Genomic DNA, 15,559 nt, shown 5'->3' with positions numbered 1-15,559 from the left:
CGCGCAGCCGGCTGTGCCTGACGCTGAACGCGAAGAAGGGCGACTGCTTCTACCAGGAGGTTGGCTTCCACAACCGGCAAGGTGTCCAAGGTGGCTTGCAAGGACGTTCCCAACTGGACCAAGTCCCCTGACGAGTTGCCGCACGCGATCGTGTACCGCAGCCCCCCGCTCACGCTCTGCGCCGACCACCCGTGACCGTGCCTCCCGGCACCGGCTCAGCGAGGCTGTCGCCGAACCAGGTTCGCAGTGCCTCGTCCAGAGACTCATCGGGAGTCCCGGCCCAGGCTACGTAGCCGTCGGGCCGCAGGAGCAGCGCCTGCGGCGCCTGAACGGGCACGACCTCAACGCGGGAGCGCTGGACCCTGAGGCCGCCGGTGGGGTCGAGGAGCAACGGCCGCGCTCGCGCTGCGGGCTCGTGGAGCCGGGCGGGCAGGTCCGTCAGGAAGCGGCCGAGGAGCGGGTGCGGCGGGGCGGGCATCGGGTACGGCAGATCCGCGCCCGCCAGGAGGGCGGCGACGCGGCGGCGGTTGACCTCCTCGGACAGCAGTTCGCCGAACAGTTCGCGCAATGCGGTGACCTCCGGCCCAGGGGCGGTCAGGGCGAGTTGCGCCTTGGAGTGCGTCGCGACGCGCAGGGCGGCCGGGCGGCGTTCGGCCTGGTATGTGTCGAGCAGGCCGGGCGCGGCCCAGCCGCGCACGGCCGCGGCGAGTTTCCAGGCCAGGTTCGCGGCGTCCTGCAGGCCCAGGTTGAGGCCAGGGGCGCCCATGGCGGAGTGGACGTGGGCCGCGTCCCCGGCCAGGAACACCCTGCCCTGGCGGTAGCGGTCGGCCACGCGGGTGTTGCGCCCGTTCAGGCGGCGCAGCAGGTGCGGGCCGTCGCCCTCGGGGGCGGCCAGGGGCAGGTCGGCACCGGCCACGCGCGCCAGGCTGGCGCGCAGTTCGGCGATGGTCATCGGCACCTCATCGCCGGGTACGAAACCGCCCCATTCCATCGCGCTCACGGTCAGCACACCGGCTCCGGTGGGCAGCATGGCGTAGGCGCCGCGCTGGGTCCGGTGCCAGGCGTACAGTCCGAACGTGCCGACTCCGGGCACCTCCAGCTCGGCGCGTTCGGGCCGCAGAGTCGCGCCGGGCACGGTGACCTGGGCGGCGCGGCTGACAATGTCGCTCTGGGTGACTCCGGGGAAATCGATGCCCGCGAGTTTCCTGACCGCGCTCTGCCCGCCGTCACAGCCGACCGAATAGCGGGTACGCAGCTCGTACGGGCCGTCAGGACCGATCACGCCCAGCGTGACGCTATGGCGGTCCTGCGTGAGGCGGGTCAGCTCGTGCCCGCGCAAGATCCGCGCGCCGAGCTCGACTGCCCCGCGCTCAAGTTGCTCCTCCAGCTCCGGCTGCTTGATCTGCATGCCGGTCAGAGGATTGTCCTCGAGGTCGGCGAGATTCAGCGGCAGCCCGCCGAAGGCGAAGACGGGCGCGGGTTCGGGCTGTCCGCTGCCCAGGCCACGTCGGTGCAGCAGGTGCACGACCTGGCCAACGATGGCGTTGGCCCTGGGCTGGTCGGTGCGGCGTGGCAGGCGTTCGATGACCAGCGACCGCATGCCGGCCAGCCCGAGCTCGCAGGCCAGCATCAGCCCGTTGGGGCCTGCGCCGACGATGACGATCTCCTCGCTCACGTGTCTCCTCGCGTCGATGGGTCGGGAAGTCCCGCCGCGAGCTGGCGCAGCGCGTCGCGCAGGAGCGGAACGATCGGGACGGGTGGGTCGGCGTGCAGCCAGTGCCCCACGGTGGCCTGCACGGCGGCGGTCACGGTGACGGCGACCAGGTGGGGGTAGAGGTCGCTGCCGGGATCGCTGCCGGTGCGCTCGGCCACCGCGACGGCGAGCTCCCGCTGGGAGGCGAAGGCCAGCTTCAGCCCCTCCGCCTGCAAGCTGGGTTCGTCGGCCAGCAACCGGGTGGCCGCCAGTCGCTCCGGCTCGGGGACCGTGTCCTGCGAGCCGGCGTGCAACTCCCACGCCTGGACCGTCGCCTCCGTCAGCGCCTGCCACAACGGTTCACGGGCGGGCCGCGTGCGCAGCGCCGCGACCTGGTGCTCGGCCCGGTCGGTGTGCCGGGCGGCCAGTGCCTCGTACTTGCTGGAGAAGTAATTGCTGAACGTACGCGGCGACACGCCGGCCTCGGCGGCGATGTCCTCGATCCGTACGTTCTCCAGTCCCCGCTCCAACGTCAGCAGCAGCGCTGCACTCATCAGCGCATCGCGCGTGGCCTGTTTCTTGCGCTCCCTCAGCCCGCTCATGCCGGCAGACCGTACTCAAAAGGTGCGGTCTAGGCAAATTTTCTAACTCAGCAAACTAAGCGCGGCACGCACGGCAGCGGGCGCGGGGCGTCGTTCCGTTCTCGCAGGTACGAAGTGATCCGGTCGTAAAGGTACTTGAGGATCTCGGCTTCGACGCGGGCCTTCTCCCCTGGGGCGTGGCCGCGGTCCCACGCCACGACGGCTGACTTGATGCCCGTGTCACACTGCCGCTGCTGCGCACCTGGCAGCGTGCCGCGTCGGGCAGGAGTGGCCTGCGGCACGGCGGCCTTCCTCCGGGGTACGCCTCGGTCCGCCGCTGGACGCCGCCGAGGCCTCGATCATGCATTGCATCAGCTGCTCGGAGACGCCTGTCATCGCCCAGGACCGGAACGGGTCGTAGATGGTGGACCATGGCCCGTACTCGGCGGGCAGGTCCCGCCACGGGCTGCCGGTACGAAACCGCCACATCACGGCGTTGAACTGCTGCCGCAGGTCCGGGATCGGGCGTCGCCCGCCCAGGGGCAGGTGCGGCTCGATCAAGGACCACACTTCATCGGTGAGGTCTCCACGTGCCATGGCGATGGCTTACCAGGTCCGCAGACCAGAGCGCAGGCGAATCGCTCCGCTCTCAACCGCGTTCAGGCTCTAGCTGGTTCAGCAGTCCCAGCATGTTCAGTTGTCCGAAGTGCTGGGAGATCGTCCCGCGTTCGAAATGATCGATGTGAATGACTCCGACCGAGACACTTCTACCGGTCGGCGCGATCTGCTGGAACGCACCGGTGTGCGTACCCACAAAACGACAGCGAGTCACGACCGCATCGTCACCGACCACGTACTCATCGATGACGTGGTGCCCGTCCGGGAAACCCTGATGAAACGCTTCCAGCTGTTGACGCCACTCCGCGAGCCCCATCGGCGACCGGTCGCCCACTGACGCTACGAAGTCGGGTGCCATCAGCCGCTCGACCGCGCTCCAGTTCTGGGAGTCGAGCGCCGCATAGAACTCACCAGTGATCGTTTGTAGATTCTCCATAATGCTGATTATCGCAAAGTTGCGGCGCCTGCTTAGAGCTCGCGCAGGTAGGCGCGGCGATGGCACCCAGTGGCAGTGCGGGCACGTCTTGATGATCATGGAGCGGCCGCTGAGAGGAGATCCACCGTGGGGCGACCCGCAGATCTCGCCCGGCGCGAGCGCACGCTGGCGCGGGCGACCGACTACGTGCTGGCGCACGGGTTGGCCGGGCTGAGCCTGCGGCCTCTGGCCGCGGCCCTCGACACCAGCCCACGGATGCTGCTCTACGACTTCGGCAGCAAACAGGAGTTGGTTGCTGCGGTGCTGGCCGAGGCCCGTCGCCGAGGTGCGGTGCGCCTGGCCGAGCACCTTCCGCCGGAGACGGGCTCCGCGCAAGAGCGGCTGCGTGGCATCTGGGCATGGATCAGCGCAGACGAACGTGCGCCGTTCGTCCGGCTGTTCTTCGAGGTGCACGCCGACGGCCTGGTCCACCCCGAGACCTACCCCGACCAGGACGAGGCGATCACGGACTGGTTCGACACTCTCGGTGCCACATTCCGCGACGTCTCCACCGGTCCTGACGACACCGTCACACCCACGTTGGTCATGGCCGTCGTCCGGGGCCTGCTGTTCGATCTCACAACCACCGGCGACCGCCACCGCACCGATCGTGCGCTGGACCGCTTCGCTGAACTCCTCAGGCAGTGAACGCACGAGAGACTGCGGCGCGCTGGTCGCCGGACTCCTCGCTCTGGCCGAGCAGTCCGCACGCCTCGTCAAGCGCTTCCCGGGGCTGGTGCGGCTGGACGTCGCACAGCAGGCCGACGCCGCCGTCGCATTGGACGACCTGGACGTCTTCATGACCTGGGCACGCCAGGCCACCTCGATCCGCCCGGTCGCCGTCCCGGCGCAGCGTCGCGCCCCGCGCAAGACCGTGACCACGTGACGGGCGGGGACTCGACTGGGCAGGCGGCCGACGCCACCCGCGACGGTGTCCGCGATGACGGCGACGATGCCCTGCGCGCGGACATCGCCCAGTTCGTCACGCTGGAGCGCAAAGGCCCCTGGCTGATGGCCTACCTGGTCGCCAGACGGGTCGAGCCCGGTGAGGGCGACGGCGTCCGGCTCGAACATCAGTCCAGGTGTTTCGACCGAAACACCTTCCGGCGCGTCAGCGCCCGGGAGTTCGCCCGCCTGGCCGGCACCAGCGCCAAGCGCGTCCTGGCCCTCTGGCAGGCATGGAACCGGCTGGCCGCCGAAGGTGTCGTTCCCCATGCGATGGCTCTGCAGCCGGGCACGGACGTCGAACTCCCCGATGCCAAGCAATATCCGTTCTATGGCGAGAACGGCTATTACCGCAGTCTGGATGGCCGGTCCATCTCGCCCGAGCGGCGTGAGGCGATCGAGCGGGAGGCGGCCACGTCCGGCACGCGCCCGTCGGCCATCACCTACGTCATCGGCCACCCCAAGGCGGTCAAGACCGCCCTGCTGGCCGACGAGGCGACCCGGGCAGCGGCGCGGGAGGCCCTTGCCGAGTTCGACGCCCGCCAGGCCGCCGCTGATGCGGCCGACCGCGCCGCCGCCGACGACGTCACCAGCCATCGGCAGCGCGAATTCGATGACGCCCAGCGCCGTGAGCGGGAGTCGCCGGCCGCCGAAGCCCGCGCGGCCCGCGACGGGTCCGAGTCCGAGGCGTCCATGGACGTCTTCAACGCCATGGCCGAGATCCGCATGGCCGCCTCGCGGGCGCTGGCGCTGCTGCACAGGCGGCAGATCCGGTTCACCGCCGACCGCGCCGAGGCCATCGCCGAGCTCTGTGACGGCGCCGTTATGTGATCCGTCAACCTGTCTCAGGCGTTTGTCTCATGCAGGCGTGGGCGGCGGAGCCTCCGTCCGCGCGCGCGGGTCATGACACAGCGGCGGCCTGCCTCCTCGATCGAGGGGGCAGGCCAGTGTTCGTCAGAGGCGGCTGGAAGCCGGTCAGCAGGCCGTGGTGGCGGTGACGGCTGTCCGGATTAGGGGCGTGGGGCCTGGGTGATCAGGGGTGGGCCTGCGGACGCGTCACTAGTCTGCCAGGACGAGGCTCCAGCGCTGCGCGTCGGATCCGTCTGCAGCACGCAACTTCACGTCGCCTCGCGGGACGACGGGAGCCTCCGCGTTCCAGAGCAGGTCCTGGCCGGGAACCTTGATGACGTAGGTGCCGTTGCCGGCCGGCTCGATGGACCAGTCGGTGGCGTCGCGGCTGGTGACGACCGGCTCCTCGGCCGCCGTCTGCCGCACTGCGGCGTAGCTGTCGAGCATGTTGATGATGTTGATGCCGACGTTCTCGATGGTGTAGCTGCCGTCCCTGCTGTTGGTGATCTGCCAGAGTTCGAACGGGCCAGGATTTTCCCTGGTGCTGGAGACGAAGGCCTCCCCGCCTGCGTAGTAGGTCCGCATCGTGCTGCTCGAGGCCACATTGGTGATCCGGTAGGTGCCCTCGGCGAGCCGGGCTTGGGCGCTGCCGGCGGTGGCGGTCAGACCGGTCATCGCCCAGGAGCAGGACACCAGGGCCGTCACCACGGCGGCCCTGGTGAGGGCGCGTGCGCTGCGGCTTCGGTGCATCTTCAACACCACATTCTCCTTCTGTGATTGATCGATCACGGAATGCTAAAGTGATGCTCTCAGCACCGTAACGACCAGTCACTTAAAGTAAGATCAATGTGACGTTGAGTTATGGAAGTCTCAGAGAAGCGCCCTAGCGAGTCGTGCAGCAGCGCCCCCGCTCAGCGACTGCTCAGCGACGTGACGTTGCCCGCGGCCCCTTCCAGCTTCTCGCGCAGGAGCCTGTTCTCCTCCTCCAGCTCAGCGTTGCGCAGCGTGAGCACCTGGATGTGGTCGGCGTAGGTGTTCACCGTGTCGGTCAGCTCCCGGATGTCGGCGGCGTTGTCCGACCGCAGCTTGCGCTCCGTCTTCTTCAGCCGACTGATTTCCGCGCGCAGCTCCTCGGCCTCGGGCCGGGCGACCGTCGGGGCCGCGAGGAGCTCCTTGACCACGGCGGCGACCGGCGAGCGGTAGTAGGACGCGCGGGACACCCCCGCCTCGACACAGATGTTGGTGACGGTGACGGTCCCGTCGCTGATCTCCGGCCGGCCCAGCATGAGCCGCTCGAAGCCGTCCATGATCTGCCGGTAAAGGTCGGTGAGCGCGCGTTCGCCGGCCAGACGCGCGAACGCGGCCTGAACGACCGGGTCGCTGTCGGTCGCGGTGTCGGTGGTGGTGGCGGTCATGCGCAGGGTGCTCCGTCCTGGTGAAGTTCGGCGATGAGCTGGTCGAAGTCGTTGACATGCTGCATGAGGGCGAGCCGCTGCAGCGGCGGTAGCTCCGCCGAACCGTCGAGCGCCTCCTGGGCCTGATCGCGGACCAGGCGGAGACGCGGCAGGTGAACGGCGGTCCGCCGGGAGTTCGGGCAAACCGAACACATGTTGATCATCGGCAACGGCCGGCCACCGAGCGGCTTCGCCCGCTTGGCGCAGACGGCGACGCCAGGCTGGAAGAAGCAGTCGTTGAGCGCGCCCGGATGCAGCACCTTGGTGAGATGGCGCAGCATCGTGCGCAGCCGGGCCGGGCTGGCCACGACCCCGGGCAGGTCGCCGAGCTCGCGCCGGATCCGGTCGAATTCGGCGTCGATGCGCTGGACGGCACCGCCGCCGGCGCGGCCTCCGTCGTCCCAGTCGCGATAGAGGTCCTCGAGGTAGTCGAGTTTCGCGACGGCTTCCTCCGCGGCGACCTCGGCGGCGAACCCGGAGGCCGAGGTGCCCGCGTAACCTTCGAACATGATCGTTTTTGCGTGATGAAACTGCCGAGCGCCGGCCACGACGCCGAACGGCTGGTGAGCGATGTGCCAGGCTAGAGTCTTCCTTCTGCCCGCACTCGCTGTGTGCGGTTGTGTTCGTGTGGCGATCGAGCAGGCGGCTTTCCGTTGGGGTGTTCGCGCTGGGGGTCGTCGCTTGTGTTGCGTTTCCGGGCAGGTCATGTGACGCAGATCGCTGGCTTGGGGTGCTCGTAGAGCAGGTTGTCGGTGGTGCCTGCGATCGTGTCCTGCATGGGCGAGTTGGTCGAGCGGGTGGATGAACGGGACCGCGTGCTGGGGGTCGTGGATCGGGCAGAGGCGGAGCGCCGGCGATGGATGCATCGGATTGCGACGACGATCTGTCGCGATCCGATGCGGCGGATCCTCGTGCTGCGCCGAGCCGAGGGGCATGTTCGCTTTCCCGGCCACTATGACGTGATGGTCGGCGGTGCCGTGGACGTGGGCGAGTCGTATGAGGACGCGGCGGCCCGTGAGCTGTCCGAGGAGGTGGGCGCCGGCGTCCCGGTGCGTTTCGTGTTCAAGTTCCTGTGCCGGGATGGGTTCAGCCCTGTCTGGTTCGGGGTGCACGAGGCCGTGATCGCCGAGCCGTTGGTTCCAGATCCGTCCGAGGTCGCTTGGCATGCCTGGCTCACAGAGCTCGAACTGCGGGAGGTCGTTGATCGATGGCCTTTCGTTCCCGGTGGGCGAGAGGCGTTGCGCCGATATTTGGCATGAGGGAACGAGGGCCGGCCGTCGGCTGGCTGATCGGCGGCATCATGTCGAGTGGGTGGCTCAGCTGCATGGCCCGATTCCTGCCCTCGCAAAGCCCCGCCCGGCGCCGGGTCTTCGTCACCCGCTACATGCGGCGCGGCCTGGGCGATGAGTTCGGCGCCCGCGACGCGATGTCCGCCGCCCGCACCGCGATGACCGCGACGAAGGACATGCACCGCGCCACCACCTTCGAGGCCGCCAACCCCCACTCCATCGCCCGCACGGAGTTCGGCACGATGGCCAAGGCCGCCGACGAGTGCATCACCAAGGTCTCCGGCATCGACAAGGTCGGCCCGCAGGTGGTCCGGCAGGAGAACACCGGCCTGCTCGCCAGATGATCGCCGAGATGGAAGCCCGACTCACCGAGCCGGCAGCAGGCTGACCAGGGCCGCCTCCCGTGTCGTGTCAGCCGCCCCGGGACACGCCTCGCAATCCGATGACCAGTCAGGAGCCCATCGTGACCCCGCTCGAACACACCCTCGCCAAAGCGCTTACCGAGATCGTCATCTGGCTTGATCACAGCAACCACGACGACATCACGCCCGAGGCCACAACCAAGTTGCTGGAGCCGGTGGTCATCCTCCTGGAGGGCCTCTCCGACCAGGACCGGCAGGCCCTCGCCGACCTGATCAACCAGTTCGCGCAGGAAGAAACCGACCCTGACCGGCAGCTGATCGCCTGGGAAGCGCCCGAAACCCTGGCCCTCCTGGCCCGAGACTGAGGGATCTGGGTCCCTCATCATCCGGCTAATGTTGCTCCGCATGACGCACACCGAGATCGAGATCACCGCGGAGTTGGTGCGGGATCTGCTGCGCGACCAGCACCCCGACCTGGCCGATTATCCGGTGAAGCTCGGCGCGCGGGGCTGGGACAACCAGCTCTGGCGGCTCGGCGACGACCTCGCCGTCCGGTTGCCCTGGGCAACGCAGGACGCGGACGCACTGCTGCGCAAGGAGCACACCTGGCTGCCCGCCCTCGCCCCGCGGCTCCCGCTGCCGGTTCCCGTCCCGCAACGCCTCGGCGAGCCCTCACCGCGGTTTCCACGCCCCTGGATTGTCACCACCTGGGTGCCAGGCGAGCCCGCCGACCGCGCCCCCGTCACGCGCGGCGCGAAGGCGGCCATCGCCCCGGCCGCCTTCCTGACGGCACTGCACCAACCCGCACCCGAACAGGCGCCCGCCGGCCGCTTCGGCCGCGGATCACCGCTGGCCGACTGCTCTGCGGGGTTCGCCAAACAGCTCGCCGAGGCCACCGAGAGGGGGCTCATCGCCGACCCCGACGCCGTCCGCGCGGTCTGGGACGACGCCGCCGCCGCGCCCGACTGGGCAGGCCCGGCGCTCTGGCTCCACGGCGACCTGCATCCGGCCAACATCCTCACCGCGGACGGCACCCTCTGCGGCGTGATCGACTTCGGCGACCTCTTCGCCGGCGATCCGGCCTGCGACCTCGCCGCCGCCTGGAGCCTGCTGCCGGACGACACCGCCGACCTCTTCCACGCCGCCTACCAGCCGGCCCCGGAGGCCGCGACCCTGCGCCGCGCCCGCGGATGGGCAGTGCTCCGCGCCCTCAGCGGCCTCCTCATCGGCGACGCCGGCGTCCACGGCCGGCCAGGCGGCAAAGCCACCTGGGGCCCACCCGCCCACGCCGCACTGCAACGCCTCATCGCAACAGCCCAGCGCTGATCGATCACACTCGCATACCTTCGCGCCGGACCCACCATGCTCGGCATGCTGGGGTCTACTTGCCATACGTGAAAGAAGAGATCATCGTCCTCTGAGCTGCTGAAAGGATTCCACAACCCTAGATAACTATGGGATGCTCAGGCGGCGCTCTAGCTGCTGCTCCAGGCCGTCGGTGTCGTGCTCGCCGAACAGGTGGCCGTGGTGGATGATGCCGATGCGGGTGGCCAGGCGGGCGACCTCGGCCAGCAGACGGCTGGACAGCAGCACGGTGGTGCCGTGCTGGTGGGCGAGGCCGGCGAGCAGGGTGCGGATCTCCACGACACCGGCGGGGTCCAGGCCGTTGACCGGCTCGTCCAGGATGAGCAGGTCGGGGGCGTGGATGAGGGCTTTGGCCAGGGCCAGGCGTTGCAGGTTGCCCATGGACAGGGTGCGGGCGCGGCGGTCGGCGTACGGGGTCAGGGGCCTCGGGACTCTACTCGTGAGTATCAGCGCTAAGCGCCAAATCAGCAGGTCGGCGCATCGACGTTGATCAGTAAGTGCGGCGGCGGGGTGCCAGGACCTCGGTGACCTTGGCGATCGCTTCGGCGCCGGGTTTGACGTAGCGCATGGCGGTGCGGGGTTCTTGTGCCGGGTCTTGCCCATGATGAGCTACAGCGGCACTTCGGCCTCGCCGAGGAGTCGCGCACCGCCCCGGCGAGGCGTTCTCCTCATCGGCGCACCGTCATGATCGCTCAGGTGCTCGTAGCGGGGAGCACTACGTGCGCTGGCCGTGAAGCCGAGGGGTCCAGCGTCGCCGGTCTTGGTCTTGTAGTTCAGGACCACCTGTGCCGGCTGGCCCGGCGAGGTCGGTCGCCGGGCGCCTTGCGGCGGTCAGCCCACGCCGCGGTACTGCCTGGCCGTCAGATGCATGCGCTTGATCTGGCCGGGGGTGAACTGGTTGCGGCAGGTGTCGTAGGTGGTGTTCATGTAGTTGTGGATCGGGTCGGTGCCGGGCAGAGGGCAGGTGTCGCGGCCTTCGGGGCAGCCTTGCATGGGGGCTGCCGTGGGCGGGGTGTCCTCGACGTGGTCGCCGGGGGAGGTGCAGCCACCCTCGAAGACGTCGAAGAGGCCGAGCCAGTTTCCGACCTCGCTGACCAGCACCTTGCCCTGGGTGTACCCGTGCATCCATCCTCCGGGAAGCGCCGCCCAGTTCAGGACGACACCGTCGTTATCCGGGTTGCTCGCGAAGTCCCAGGGGAAGGTGGCCCACCCGAGGTAGTCCTTGGAGTCGGTCAGGTAGACGTTGAGTTCGCTCACGCGGCCGCGACGCAGGGTGTGCTTCATCTGGTTTTCCTCGGTGCTGCCCCGCTCGGCCTTGTGCCAGTCCGGCCGCATGGTGCGGTCCACCCCGGCGAGCCGGAACGAGAACTCCGTCCCGGCGAAAGAGCTGTTGAGCACGTTGATCTGCTCCCGGAGCTTGGTATCCGGGACGTTGCCCTCGGTCGCGCTGTCGCCGGCTGTCACGACGTGCATGAGGACGTTAATCGTTGCGCCGGCGGCCCTGCTCGGCGCCGACGTTTCAGCTCGCCCCTGTCCGGCCTGCCGGAGGTCCGCCTCAGCCTTCGCCGCCCCACGCGGGCTGACGAGGTTGGGGTCCGCTGCGGGGCTCTCGGCGGAAGCCCTCTGCGGCACGGCACACGAGGCCGAGGCGACGGCGGTCTGGACGGGCATGGTGAGGCTGGCCGCGGCCAGCACGGTGGCGGCGAAGAGAGCGACGGATGGGAGAACGCACGAACACTCCTCACGTGAACACGCAACGAACTTGTATGATCACTCTAAGTATCATCAGGTACTTCATGGGGCGCTGGCAAGAGTCGCGCCGCACGGCCCAAAGCGACGGTGCGCACCTGGGTGCTCCCGAGCGGCTTGACATAAAAGCAGTCAGCAAGCAACCCGAGTGGTGCGGGTCACACGGTCATCAGCTTGACTTGATCAGATGACTGTGAAGCCCCAGACGACCGCGATGTATACCCCCACAGCGTTGCCATCCACGTCATGGGTCCTGTTGGCATATCGGCGCGTTTTGCAGCAGACCTCCGGTCGTGCAAGAACCCCCGGAGGTTCACTGCAATCGACCTTGATCATCGCGTTGCCCTCAGCCTAAAGAATGTCGTCGGGAGCGGGTTGCCCAACTCCCCATTCTTGACGCTCAGGCGTCGTCCCAGGCGGAAACGTGAAGACCAGCACGCTGTCGTATCCCGTATCGATCACTTCGGTCACCATGTGATGGAACCGTCGTAACTGCGCAGAGCTGAGGTTGCCTTCGGGGGTTCGGGCCGGCGCGGCAGTTCGAATCCGGTGAAGCTGAACCAGAAGACGGTGTCGAAGCCTTCCTGTTCGAAAGTGGGCAGCAGGTCGTTCCTGTAGCGGACCTGCTCGTCCTCATCGCGTATGGTGCCGGGCACCCCGCCGTCGATCATGCACGGAGTGAAGCGACGCCCTCCCGGTAGGTCGCATAGGCCGGTGTCCAGCCGAGCTCCGCCTTGGCCTTGACGTTCGACACCCGCAGCGAGGTGTCGATCATGAGGGTGGCGAAGTACGGCGCCGCCAGGCGGATCACCCACCCGGGCAGCCGGCGCGGCGGCCGGGCGCCGGCGACTCTGGCGTGCTCAGCGAACATCTCCCCCCACGTGGCCGGCTCGTCGTCCACGATGTTGTACGCCTGCTCGGGGGCGCCCTTCTCCATGGCGGCGACCGTGGCCGTGGCCGCATCGGCCAGATGGATCCACGACATCGTCCCGCTGCCCCCGCTCGGGATCGGCAGCTTGCCGGCCCGCAGCATCTCGATGACACCCTCCGAGCCGGACAAGCCGTAGAAGGCGCCATAGCGCAGGACGATCCCTTCGATGCCCTCGGCCGAGAAGACCTGCTGTTCGGTGGAGAGCATCGCGGCCACGGTCGGATCGACCTTGCTGCCGCGCGGTTCGCCGAACGGATCCTGCTCGGTCAGCGGGCGCGAGCCGTGGTCGACGTACCCGTAGCCGGGCACCATCGACTGGGTCAGGAACCGGCGCGCACCCACCGCCCGCGCCGCCTCCAGCAGGTGCTTGGTGCCGGTGATGCGCAGCGTGTTGGTCGGCTCCATGTCCCGGAACCTCATCGGCGGCTTGCGCAGCGCGGTCAGCTCGTGGATCACCACATCGGCCGCGATCCCCTTCACCGCACGCAGCAAACCCTGACGATCCAGCACGTCAGCGACCACCGAGCGGGCATCCGGGACGCTCACGCCGACCTTGCGGGTGATGGCCAGCACCTCGTGTCCGGCCGTACGCAGGGCGGCGACCAGGGGACGGCCGATCGCGCCGGTCGCACCGGCGATCAGAACTCTCATGAGCGTGCCCTCCATCGAACGCGCAGGAAGATCGCGGCAAGGGCGATCACGGTGACCAGGCCGAGCATCGGCACGCCGGTGCCGTGGCCGCCCAGGTGCCTGTCGCCCAGGTGCCTGTCGGTGTCGTGGGACAGGGGGTGCGGACGCTCGCGACGGCGAACCCGGACAGACCCAGGCGAGAGGAACGCCCAGAACCGAAAACCAGCATGCTCGCCGCGCACAAGAGGACCGCTGCGACCATGAGATGTCTCATGGGCCCAAGGATGAGCGTTCTCCATACGAAAACTCCGCATCGAGTGGAACACGTTCATGTCTAGCCGCACCGACACATCTTGCTTACCTGGGCTGCGGGCGGGAAGAACGACGCCGCGTCCGGGTAGCGCGAAGGCAGATGTCCGATATCGCCGCCGCTACCCCGCAGGCGTGGGCAGCGGCACAGACCTTGGGGAAGAGCGGCGCCATGACGGAACTGTCCATCGACGTTCAGCGCTTGCCAGGCTGTCATGTGGTGCATCTGGAGGGCGAAGTCGATCGCACGACCCAGCAGCCGCTGGCCCAGACGTTCAGCCGGCTGCTGCAGGCGGACCCGCCACCGAAGATCGTGGTGGACGTGACGGACCTGGCGTTCTGCGATTCCGGCGGGTTGTGGACCCTCATCGGCAGCCAGCGCCGGGCCGAGGAACGCGGCGGCGCACTGCGGCTGATCGGGGTGCACGGAGCCCTGGCGCGGCTGTTGACCATCACCCAGTTGGTGCATCTGTTCCCGCCCTATCGCAGCCTGGCGCAGGCCAGCACGTGGGCCCGGCCAGGCGGGCAGTCCAGGTGAGCGCGCTCTCACCCGGGCGGCGGCGCTGGATGCGGCCCCTGCGGATCGCTCGCGTCCGTTGCCGGCCGCAGCCGCTGGTCCGGGCCGAGTTCCCAGCCGAGCAGAGCGAGCAGATCTCTCACGGTGGCCGGCGCGTCCTGCAGTACCAGCGCGCGGGGCGGCGGCAGGCCGGCAGCGGTGTGCAGGATCAGCCGCAGACCGGCGACATCGATGAAGGTAAGCTCGGACAGGTCCAGGTGGATATCGGCCCTGCTGATGCGTACGGCCCGGGCCAGCGCGCGGGCCAGCACCGGCCGACTGGCACGGTCGATGTCACCGCGCACGCGCAGGCCGAAAGGGTGCACCATGGCCAGCACGTCAGCAGCACCGTCGGTTCGCTCGCTCATCACACTCCACGCCACGAGGGGCAGTTCAGGGCAGAGCCGAGCCACACCGCATGCTCAGGCGGGGCGGGACAGCTCAGGACAAGATCAGGGCACCCGCAGCGCGAAGGCGCCGCGGCAGGATCGCCGAAAGCAAGAACGCCCGGCGTGCCGCGCGAGCGCTCAGCAGCGGCACATCGGGCAAAGCAGGGAGCAGATGTCGGGCGATCAACCTTTCCCGCCAGGCGCCGGCCAGGCCACCGCGCCGGCTGCCAAGGAGCCGGCCGCGGATGCTCCGGCCGGAGGCGCCACGGACGCGCCCGGCTCGGCTCGCTTACTCGGTCGCCTTACCCTCTGCCCTCACTCGCTCGCTTTAGGCCATCCCCCAGCCGATCCGGGGGTGCCATGACCATGCACCCACCCATCCGCCTGCACTGCCCCATCACCTACGACCTGGCGCTCATCCGCGACCTGATCCGGGTCTACGCCCGGCATGCGGAACTGTCCGACGCGCGAACAGATCATCTGGTGCTCGCGGTCAACGAGGCCGTCACCAATGTCCTCGAGCACGGCGCGGGCGGCGGCACCATCACCGCCTACATCAGCCCTGCCGGTGTCATCGTGGACATCTGCGACAACGCCGGCCGACTGCGGCCCGACCACCTGACCGCCGCCGCGCGCCTGCCCTCACCCCCGGCCGACACCCAGCATCTGGGCCTGTGGCTGATCCACCGCCTGTGTGACGAGGTCACGCTCGACCACCCCCACGACCAGGACCAGGCCCACGGCCACAGCCGGCTGCGCCTGCGCATGAACCTGCCCCTCACCACCTACCTGCGGCCATGGCAGAAGGGCGGCGACCCCTCCTCAGCGGCAAGCTGACCACTCTGCTGCCCGCTTCCGCCGCCGGGTCTCCCGTTCCCAGGCTCTTTTCCGGCCTATTTCGCCCGTTCAGCTCAGCAGCCCTGGCCGCCGCTCATGCACATCAGCGGCAGCTGCTGGGGCGGGCACCAGGCGGGCCACCCCTTCGGCGGGCGGGGGCCGGTGGCTGGCCAGGTGGAACAGGTGGTCGCGCTCGTCGTCGGAGGACCGCAACGCGCGGGCCAGCGCGCCGAGCAGGTGCGTCGAGGGCTGACTGCTGCGGCCCTATCGCCGGCCTGCAGATCGAGTACTCACTGATCTCCCGCACGGTGGAGGCGGAGGTTCTGCCCACGCTGCGGGAGCTCGGCATCGGCCTGACCACGTACGGCCATCTGCCGTACATGTTCACCGAACCTCCGCCGTACACATGCGCGGACCTCGCACAATCACCAGCCGGTGCCGGCGCATAAGCCCACGATCACTGCACGACCAGATCAACAAACGCGCCTCGCGCAGCGTCTCCTCCCGCGCGAGCCTCTTGATCGTCA

General features: G+C 68.9%; 22 protein-coding genes. 9 read left to right on the top strand and 13 right to left on the bottom strand.

All coding sequences use genetic code 11. From position 1 onward, the window contains the following. Positions 1-169: 169 nt before the first annotated feature. The 4 genes from ACFPZ3_RS32815 to ACFPZ3_RS32800 all read right to left on the bottom strand — a co-directional run bounded on the left by ACFPZ3_RS32815 (position 170) and on the right by ACFPZ3_RS32800 (position 3,328). Positions 170-1,675, bottom strand: coding sequence for an FAD-dependent monooxygenase (locus ACFPZ3_RS32815; RefSeq protein ID WP_379518178.1), 1,506 nt, complete (start codon positions 1,673-1,675; stop codon positions 170-172). Then, a complete protein-coding gene (locus tag ACFPZ3_RS32810) occupies positions 1,672-2,295 on the bottom strand; it encodes a TetR/AcrR family transcriptional regulator (protein WP_379518177.1) in 624 nt (207 codons plus the stop codon). Before ACFPZ3_RS32810 ends, ACFPZ3_RS32815 begins: the two co-directional genes overlap by 4 nt. Before the next feature lie 219 nt (positions 2,296-2,514). Next, positions 2,515-2,871, bottom strand: coding sequence for a transposase (locus ACFPZ3_RS32805; protein ID WP_379518176.1), 357 nt, complete (start codon positions 2,869-2,871; stop codon positions 2,515-2,517). A 52-nt stretch (positions 2,872-2,923) separates the two neighbouring features. After that, on the bottom strand, positions 2,924-3,328 hold the full coding sequence (locus tag ACFPZ3_RS32800) for an ester cyclase (RefSeq protein ID WP_379518175.1): 405 nt from the start codon (positions 3,326-3,328) through the stop codon (positions 2,924-2,926). Between the two features lie 126 nt (positions 3,329-3,454). Here ACFPZ3_RS32800 and ACFPZ3_RS32795 point away from each other — a divergent pair, with 126 nt between their 5' ends. From ACFPZ3_RS32795 to ACFPZ3_RS32785, 3 genes are read left to right on the top strand one after another with little or no spacing between them, the layout of a single operon-like run. Then, entirely contained in the window at positions 3,455-4,015 is a 561-nt protein-coding gene (locus tag ACFPZ3_RS32795) for a TetR family transcriptional regulator (protein WP_379518174.1), read from the top strand. Beyond that, positions 3,978-4,253, top strand: a complete 276-nt coding sequence (locus tag ACFPZ3_RS32790) for a hypothetical protein (protein WP_379518173.1) — start codon at positions 3,978-3,980, stop codon at positions 4,251-4,253. The genes ACFPZ3_RS32795 and ACFPZ3_RS32790 overlap by 38 nt, the downstream gene beginning before the upstream one ends. Then, entirely contained in the window at positions 4,250-5,143 is an 894-nt protein-coding gene (locus ACFPZ3_RS32785; protein WP_379518172.1) for a hypothetical protein, read from the top strand. The genes ACFPZ3_RS32790 and ACFPZ3_RS32785 overlap by 4 nt, the downstream gene beginning before the upstream one ends. A gap of 228 nt (positions 5,144-5,371) precedes the next feature. On the opposite strand, the gene ACFPZ3_RS32780 is transcribed toward ACFPZ3_RS32785, so the two are convergent. From ACFPZ3_RS32780 to ACFPZ3_RS32770, 3 genes are all read right to left on the bottom strand, one after another. Further along, positions 5,372-5,920, bottom strand: a complete 549-nt coding sequence (locus ACFPZ3_RS32780) for an RICIN domain-containing protein (RefSeq protein WP_379518171.1) — start codon at positions 5,918-5,920, stop codon at positions 5,372-5,374. A gap of 152 nt (positions 5,921-6,072) precedes the next feature. Continuing rightward, the gene (locus tag ACFPZ3_RS32775; RefSeq protein WP_379518170.1) at positions 6,073-6,576 is read right to left on the bottom strand and encodes a hypothetical protein; all 504 of its coding nucleotides are present in this window, start codon (positions 6,574-6,576) and stop codon (positions 6,073-6,075) included. Next, the gene (locus ACFPZ3_RS32770; RefSeq protein ID WP_379518169.1) at positions 6,573-7,163 is read right to left on the bottom strand and encodes a hypothetical protein; all 591 of its coding nucleotides are present in this window, start codon (positions 7,161-7,163) and stop codon (positions 6,573-6,575) included. The genes ACFPZ3_RS32775 and ACFPZ3_RS32770 overlap by 4 nt, the downstream gene beginning before the upstream one ends. Before the next feature lie 228 nt (positions 7,164-7,391). Between ACFPZ3_RS32770 and ACFPZ3_RS32765 the strand changes: the two genes are divergently transcribed. From ACFPZ3_RS32765 to ACFPZ3_RS32750, 4 genes are all read left to right on the top strand, one after another. After that, on the top strand, positions 7,392-7,874 hold the full coding sequence (locus ACFPZ3_RS32765) for an NUDIX hydrolase (RefSeq protein ID WP_379518168.1): 483 nt from the start codon (positions 7,392-7,394) through the stop codon (positions 7,872-7,874). Further along, on the top strand, positions 7,871-8,248 hold the full coding sequence (locus tag ACFPZ3_RS32760) for a hypothetical protein (RefSeq protein ID WP_379518167.1): 378 nt from the start codon (positions 7,871-7,873) through the stop codon (positions 8,246-8,248). Before ACFPZ3_RS32765 ends, ACFPZ3_RS32760 begins: the two co-directional genes overlap by 4 nt. Before the next feature lie 119 nt (positions 8,249-8,367). Next, positions 8,368-8,631: a hypothetical protein gene (locus tag ACFPZ3_RS32755; protein WP_379518166.1), complete on the top strand. Its 264-nt coding sequence runs from the start codon at positions 8,368-8,370 to the stop codon at positions 8,629-8,631. Positions 8,632-8,671: 40 nt separating this feature from the next. Continuing rightward, positions 8,672-9,592: a phosphotransferase gene (locus ACFPZ3_RS32750; protein ID WP_379518165.1), complete on the top strand. Its 921-nt coding sequence runs from the start codon at positions 8,672-8,674 to the stop codon at positions 9,590-9,592. A gap of 126 nt (positions 9,593-9,718) precedes the next feature. Here ACFPZ3_RS32750 and ACFPZ3_RS32745 read toward each other — a convergent pair whose 3' ends face one another. From ACFPZ3_RS32745 to ACFPZ3_RS32730, 4 genes are all read right to left on the bottom strand, one after another. Next, on the bottom strand, positions 9,719-10,234 hold the full coding sequence (locus ACFPZ3_RS32745) for an ATP-binding cassette domain-containing protein (RefSeq protein WP_379518164.1): 516 nt from the start codon (positions 10,232-10,234) through the stop codon (positions 9,719-9,721). A gap of 228 nt (positions 10,235-10,462) precedes the next feature. Continuing rightward, entirely contained in the window at positions 10,463-11,104 is a 642-nt protein-coding gene (locus ACFPZ3_RS32740; protein WP_379518163.1) for a zinc metalloprotease, read from the bottom strand. Between the two features lie 743 nt (positions 11,105-11,847). Beyond that, positions 11,848-12,051: a hypothetical protein gene (locus ACFPZ3_RS32735; RefSeq protein WP_379518162.1), complete on the bottom strand. Its 204-nt coding sequence runs from the start codon at positions 12,049-12,051 to the stop codon at positions 11,848-11,850. Then, the gene (locus ACFPZ3_RS32730; protein WP_379518161.1) at positions 12,048-12,962 is read right to left on the bottom strand and encodes an NAD-dependent epimerase/dehydratase family protein; all 915 of its coding nucleotides are present in this window, start codon (positions 12,960-12,962) and stop codon (positions 12,048-12,050) included. The genes ACFPZ3_RS32735 and ACFPZ3_RS32730 overlap by 4 nt, the downstream gene beginning before the upstream one ends. A 391-nt stretch (positions 12,963-13,353) precedes the next feature. Here ACFPZ3_RS32730 and ACFPZ3_RS32725 point away from each other — a divergent pair, with 391 nt between their 5' ends. Continuing rightward, entirely contained in the window at positions 13,354-13,788 is a 435-nt protein-coding gene (locus tag ACFPZ3_RS32725; RefSeq protein ID WP_379518160.1) for an STAS domain-containing protein, read from the top strand. An 8-nt stretch (positions 13,789-13,796) separates the two neighbouring features. Here the strand turns inward: ACFPZ3_RS32725 and ACFPZ3_RS32720 are convergent, their stop codons facing one another. After that, complete coding sequence (locus ACFPZ3_RS32720) at positions 13,797-14,174, bottom strand: STAS domain-containing protein (protein WP_379518159.1); 378 nt, start codon at positions 14,172-14,174, stop codon at positions 13,797-13,799. Between the two features lie 387 nt (positions 14,175-14,561). Here ACFPZ3_RS32720 and ACFPZ3_RS32715 point away from each other — a divergent pair, with 387 nt between their 5' ends. Further along, the gene (locus ACFPZ3_RS32715; RefSeq protein WP_379518158.1) at positions 14,562-15,032 is read left to right on the top strand and encodes an ATP-binding protein; all 471 of its coding nucleotides are present in this window, start codon (positions 14,562-14,564) and stop codon (positions 15,030-15,032) included. Between the two features lie 69 nt (positions 15,033-15,101). On the opposite strand, the gene ACFPZ3_RS32710 is transcribed toward ACFPZ3_RS32715, so the two are convergent. Beyond that, positions 15,102-15,245 carry a hypothetical protein gene (locus ACFPZ3_RS32710; protein WP_379518157.1) on the bottom strand — a complete coding sequence of 48 codons (144 nt, stop codon included), beginning with the start codon at positions 15,243-15,245 and terminating at the stop codon, positions 15,102-15,104. Between the last annotated feature and the right edge of the window lie 314 nt (positions 15,246-15,559).

The organism is Nonomuraea insulae (assembly GCF_042656245.1).
Note: the sequence above shows the minus strand (reverse complement) of the source record. Positions and strands in the feature narration are given on the sequence as shown.

Bases quoted from the DNA above. Each gene is read 5' to 3' on its own strand.
- ACFPZ3_RS32735 (WP_379518162.1), bottom strand. From the start codon at position 12,051: ATGATCGACGGCGGGGTGCCCGGCACCATACGCGATGAGGACGAGCAG.
- ACFPZ3_RS32720 (WP_379518159.1), bottom strand. From the start codon at position 14,174: ATGAGCGAGCGAACCGACGGTGCTGCTGACGTGCTGGCCATGGTGCAC.
- ACFPZ3_RS32740 (WP_379518163.1), bottom strand. From the start codon at position 11,104: ATGCACGTCGTGACAGCCGGCGACAGCGCGACCGAGGGCAACGTCCCG.
- ACFPZ3_RS32730 (WP_379518161.1), bottom strand. From the start codon at position 12,962: ATGAGAGTTCTGATCGCCGGTGCGACCGGCGCGATCGGCCGTCCCCTG.
- ACFPZ3_RS32750 (WP_379518165.1), top strand. From the start codon at position 8,672: ATGACGCACACCGAGATCGAGATCACCGCGGAGTTGGTGCGGGATCTG.
- ACFPZ3_RS32715 (WP_379518158.1), top strand. From the start codon at position 14,562: ATGCACCCACCCATCCGCCTGCACTGCCCCATCACCTACGACCTGGCG.
- ACFPZ3_RS32725 (WP_379518160.1), top strand. From the start codon at position 13,354: ATGTCCGATATCGCCGCCGCTACCCCGCAGGCGTGGGCAGCGGCACAG.
- ACFPZ3_RS32765 (WP_379518168.1), top strand. From the start codon at position 7,392: ATGGGCGAGTTGGTCGAGCGGGTGGATGAACGGGACCGCGTGCTGGGG.
- ACFPZ3_RS32810 (WP_379518177.1), bottom strand. From the start codon at position 2,295: ATGAGCGGGCTGAGGGAGCGCAAGAAACAGGCCACGCGCGATGCGCTG.
- ACFPZ3_RS32745 (WP_379518164.1), bottom strand. From the start codon at position 10,234: ATGGGCAAGACCCGGCACAAGAACCCCGCACCGCCATGCGCTACGTCA.
- ACFPZ3_RS32775 (WP_379518170.1), bottom strand. From the start codon at position 6,576: ATGACCGCCACCACCACCGACACCGCGACCGACAGCGACCCGGTCGTT.
- ACFPZ3_RS32800 (WP_379518175.1), bottom strand. From the start codon at position 3,328: ATGGAGAATCTACAAACGATCACTGGTGAGTTCTATGCGGCGCTCGAC.
- ACFPZ3_RS32805 (WP_379518176.1), bottom strand. From the start codon at position 2,871: ATGGCACGTGGAGACCTCACCGATGAAGTGTGGTCCTTGATCGAGCCG.
- ACFPZ3_RS32760 (WP_379518167.1), top strand. From the start codon at position 7,871: ATGAGGGAACGAGGGCCGGCCGTCGGCTGGCTGATCGGCGGCATCATG.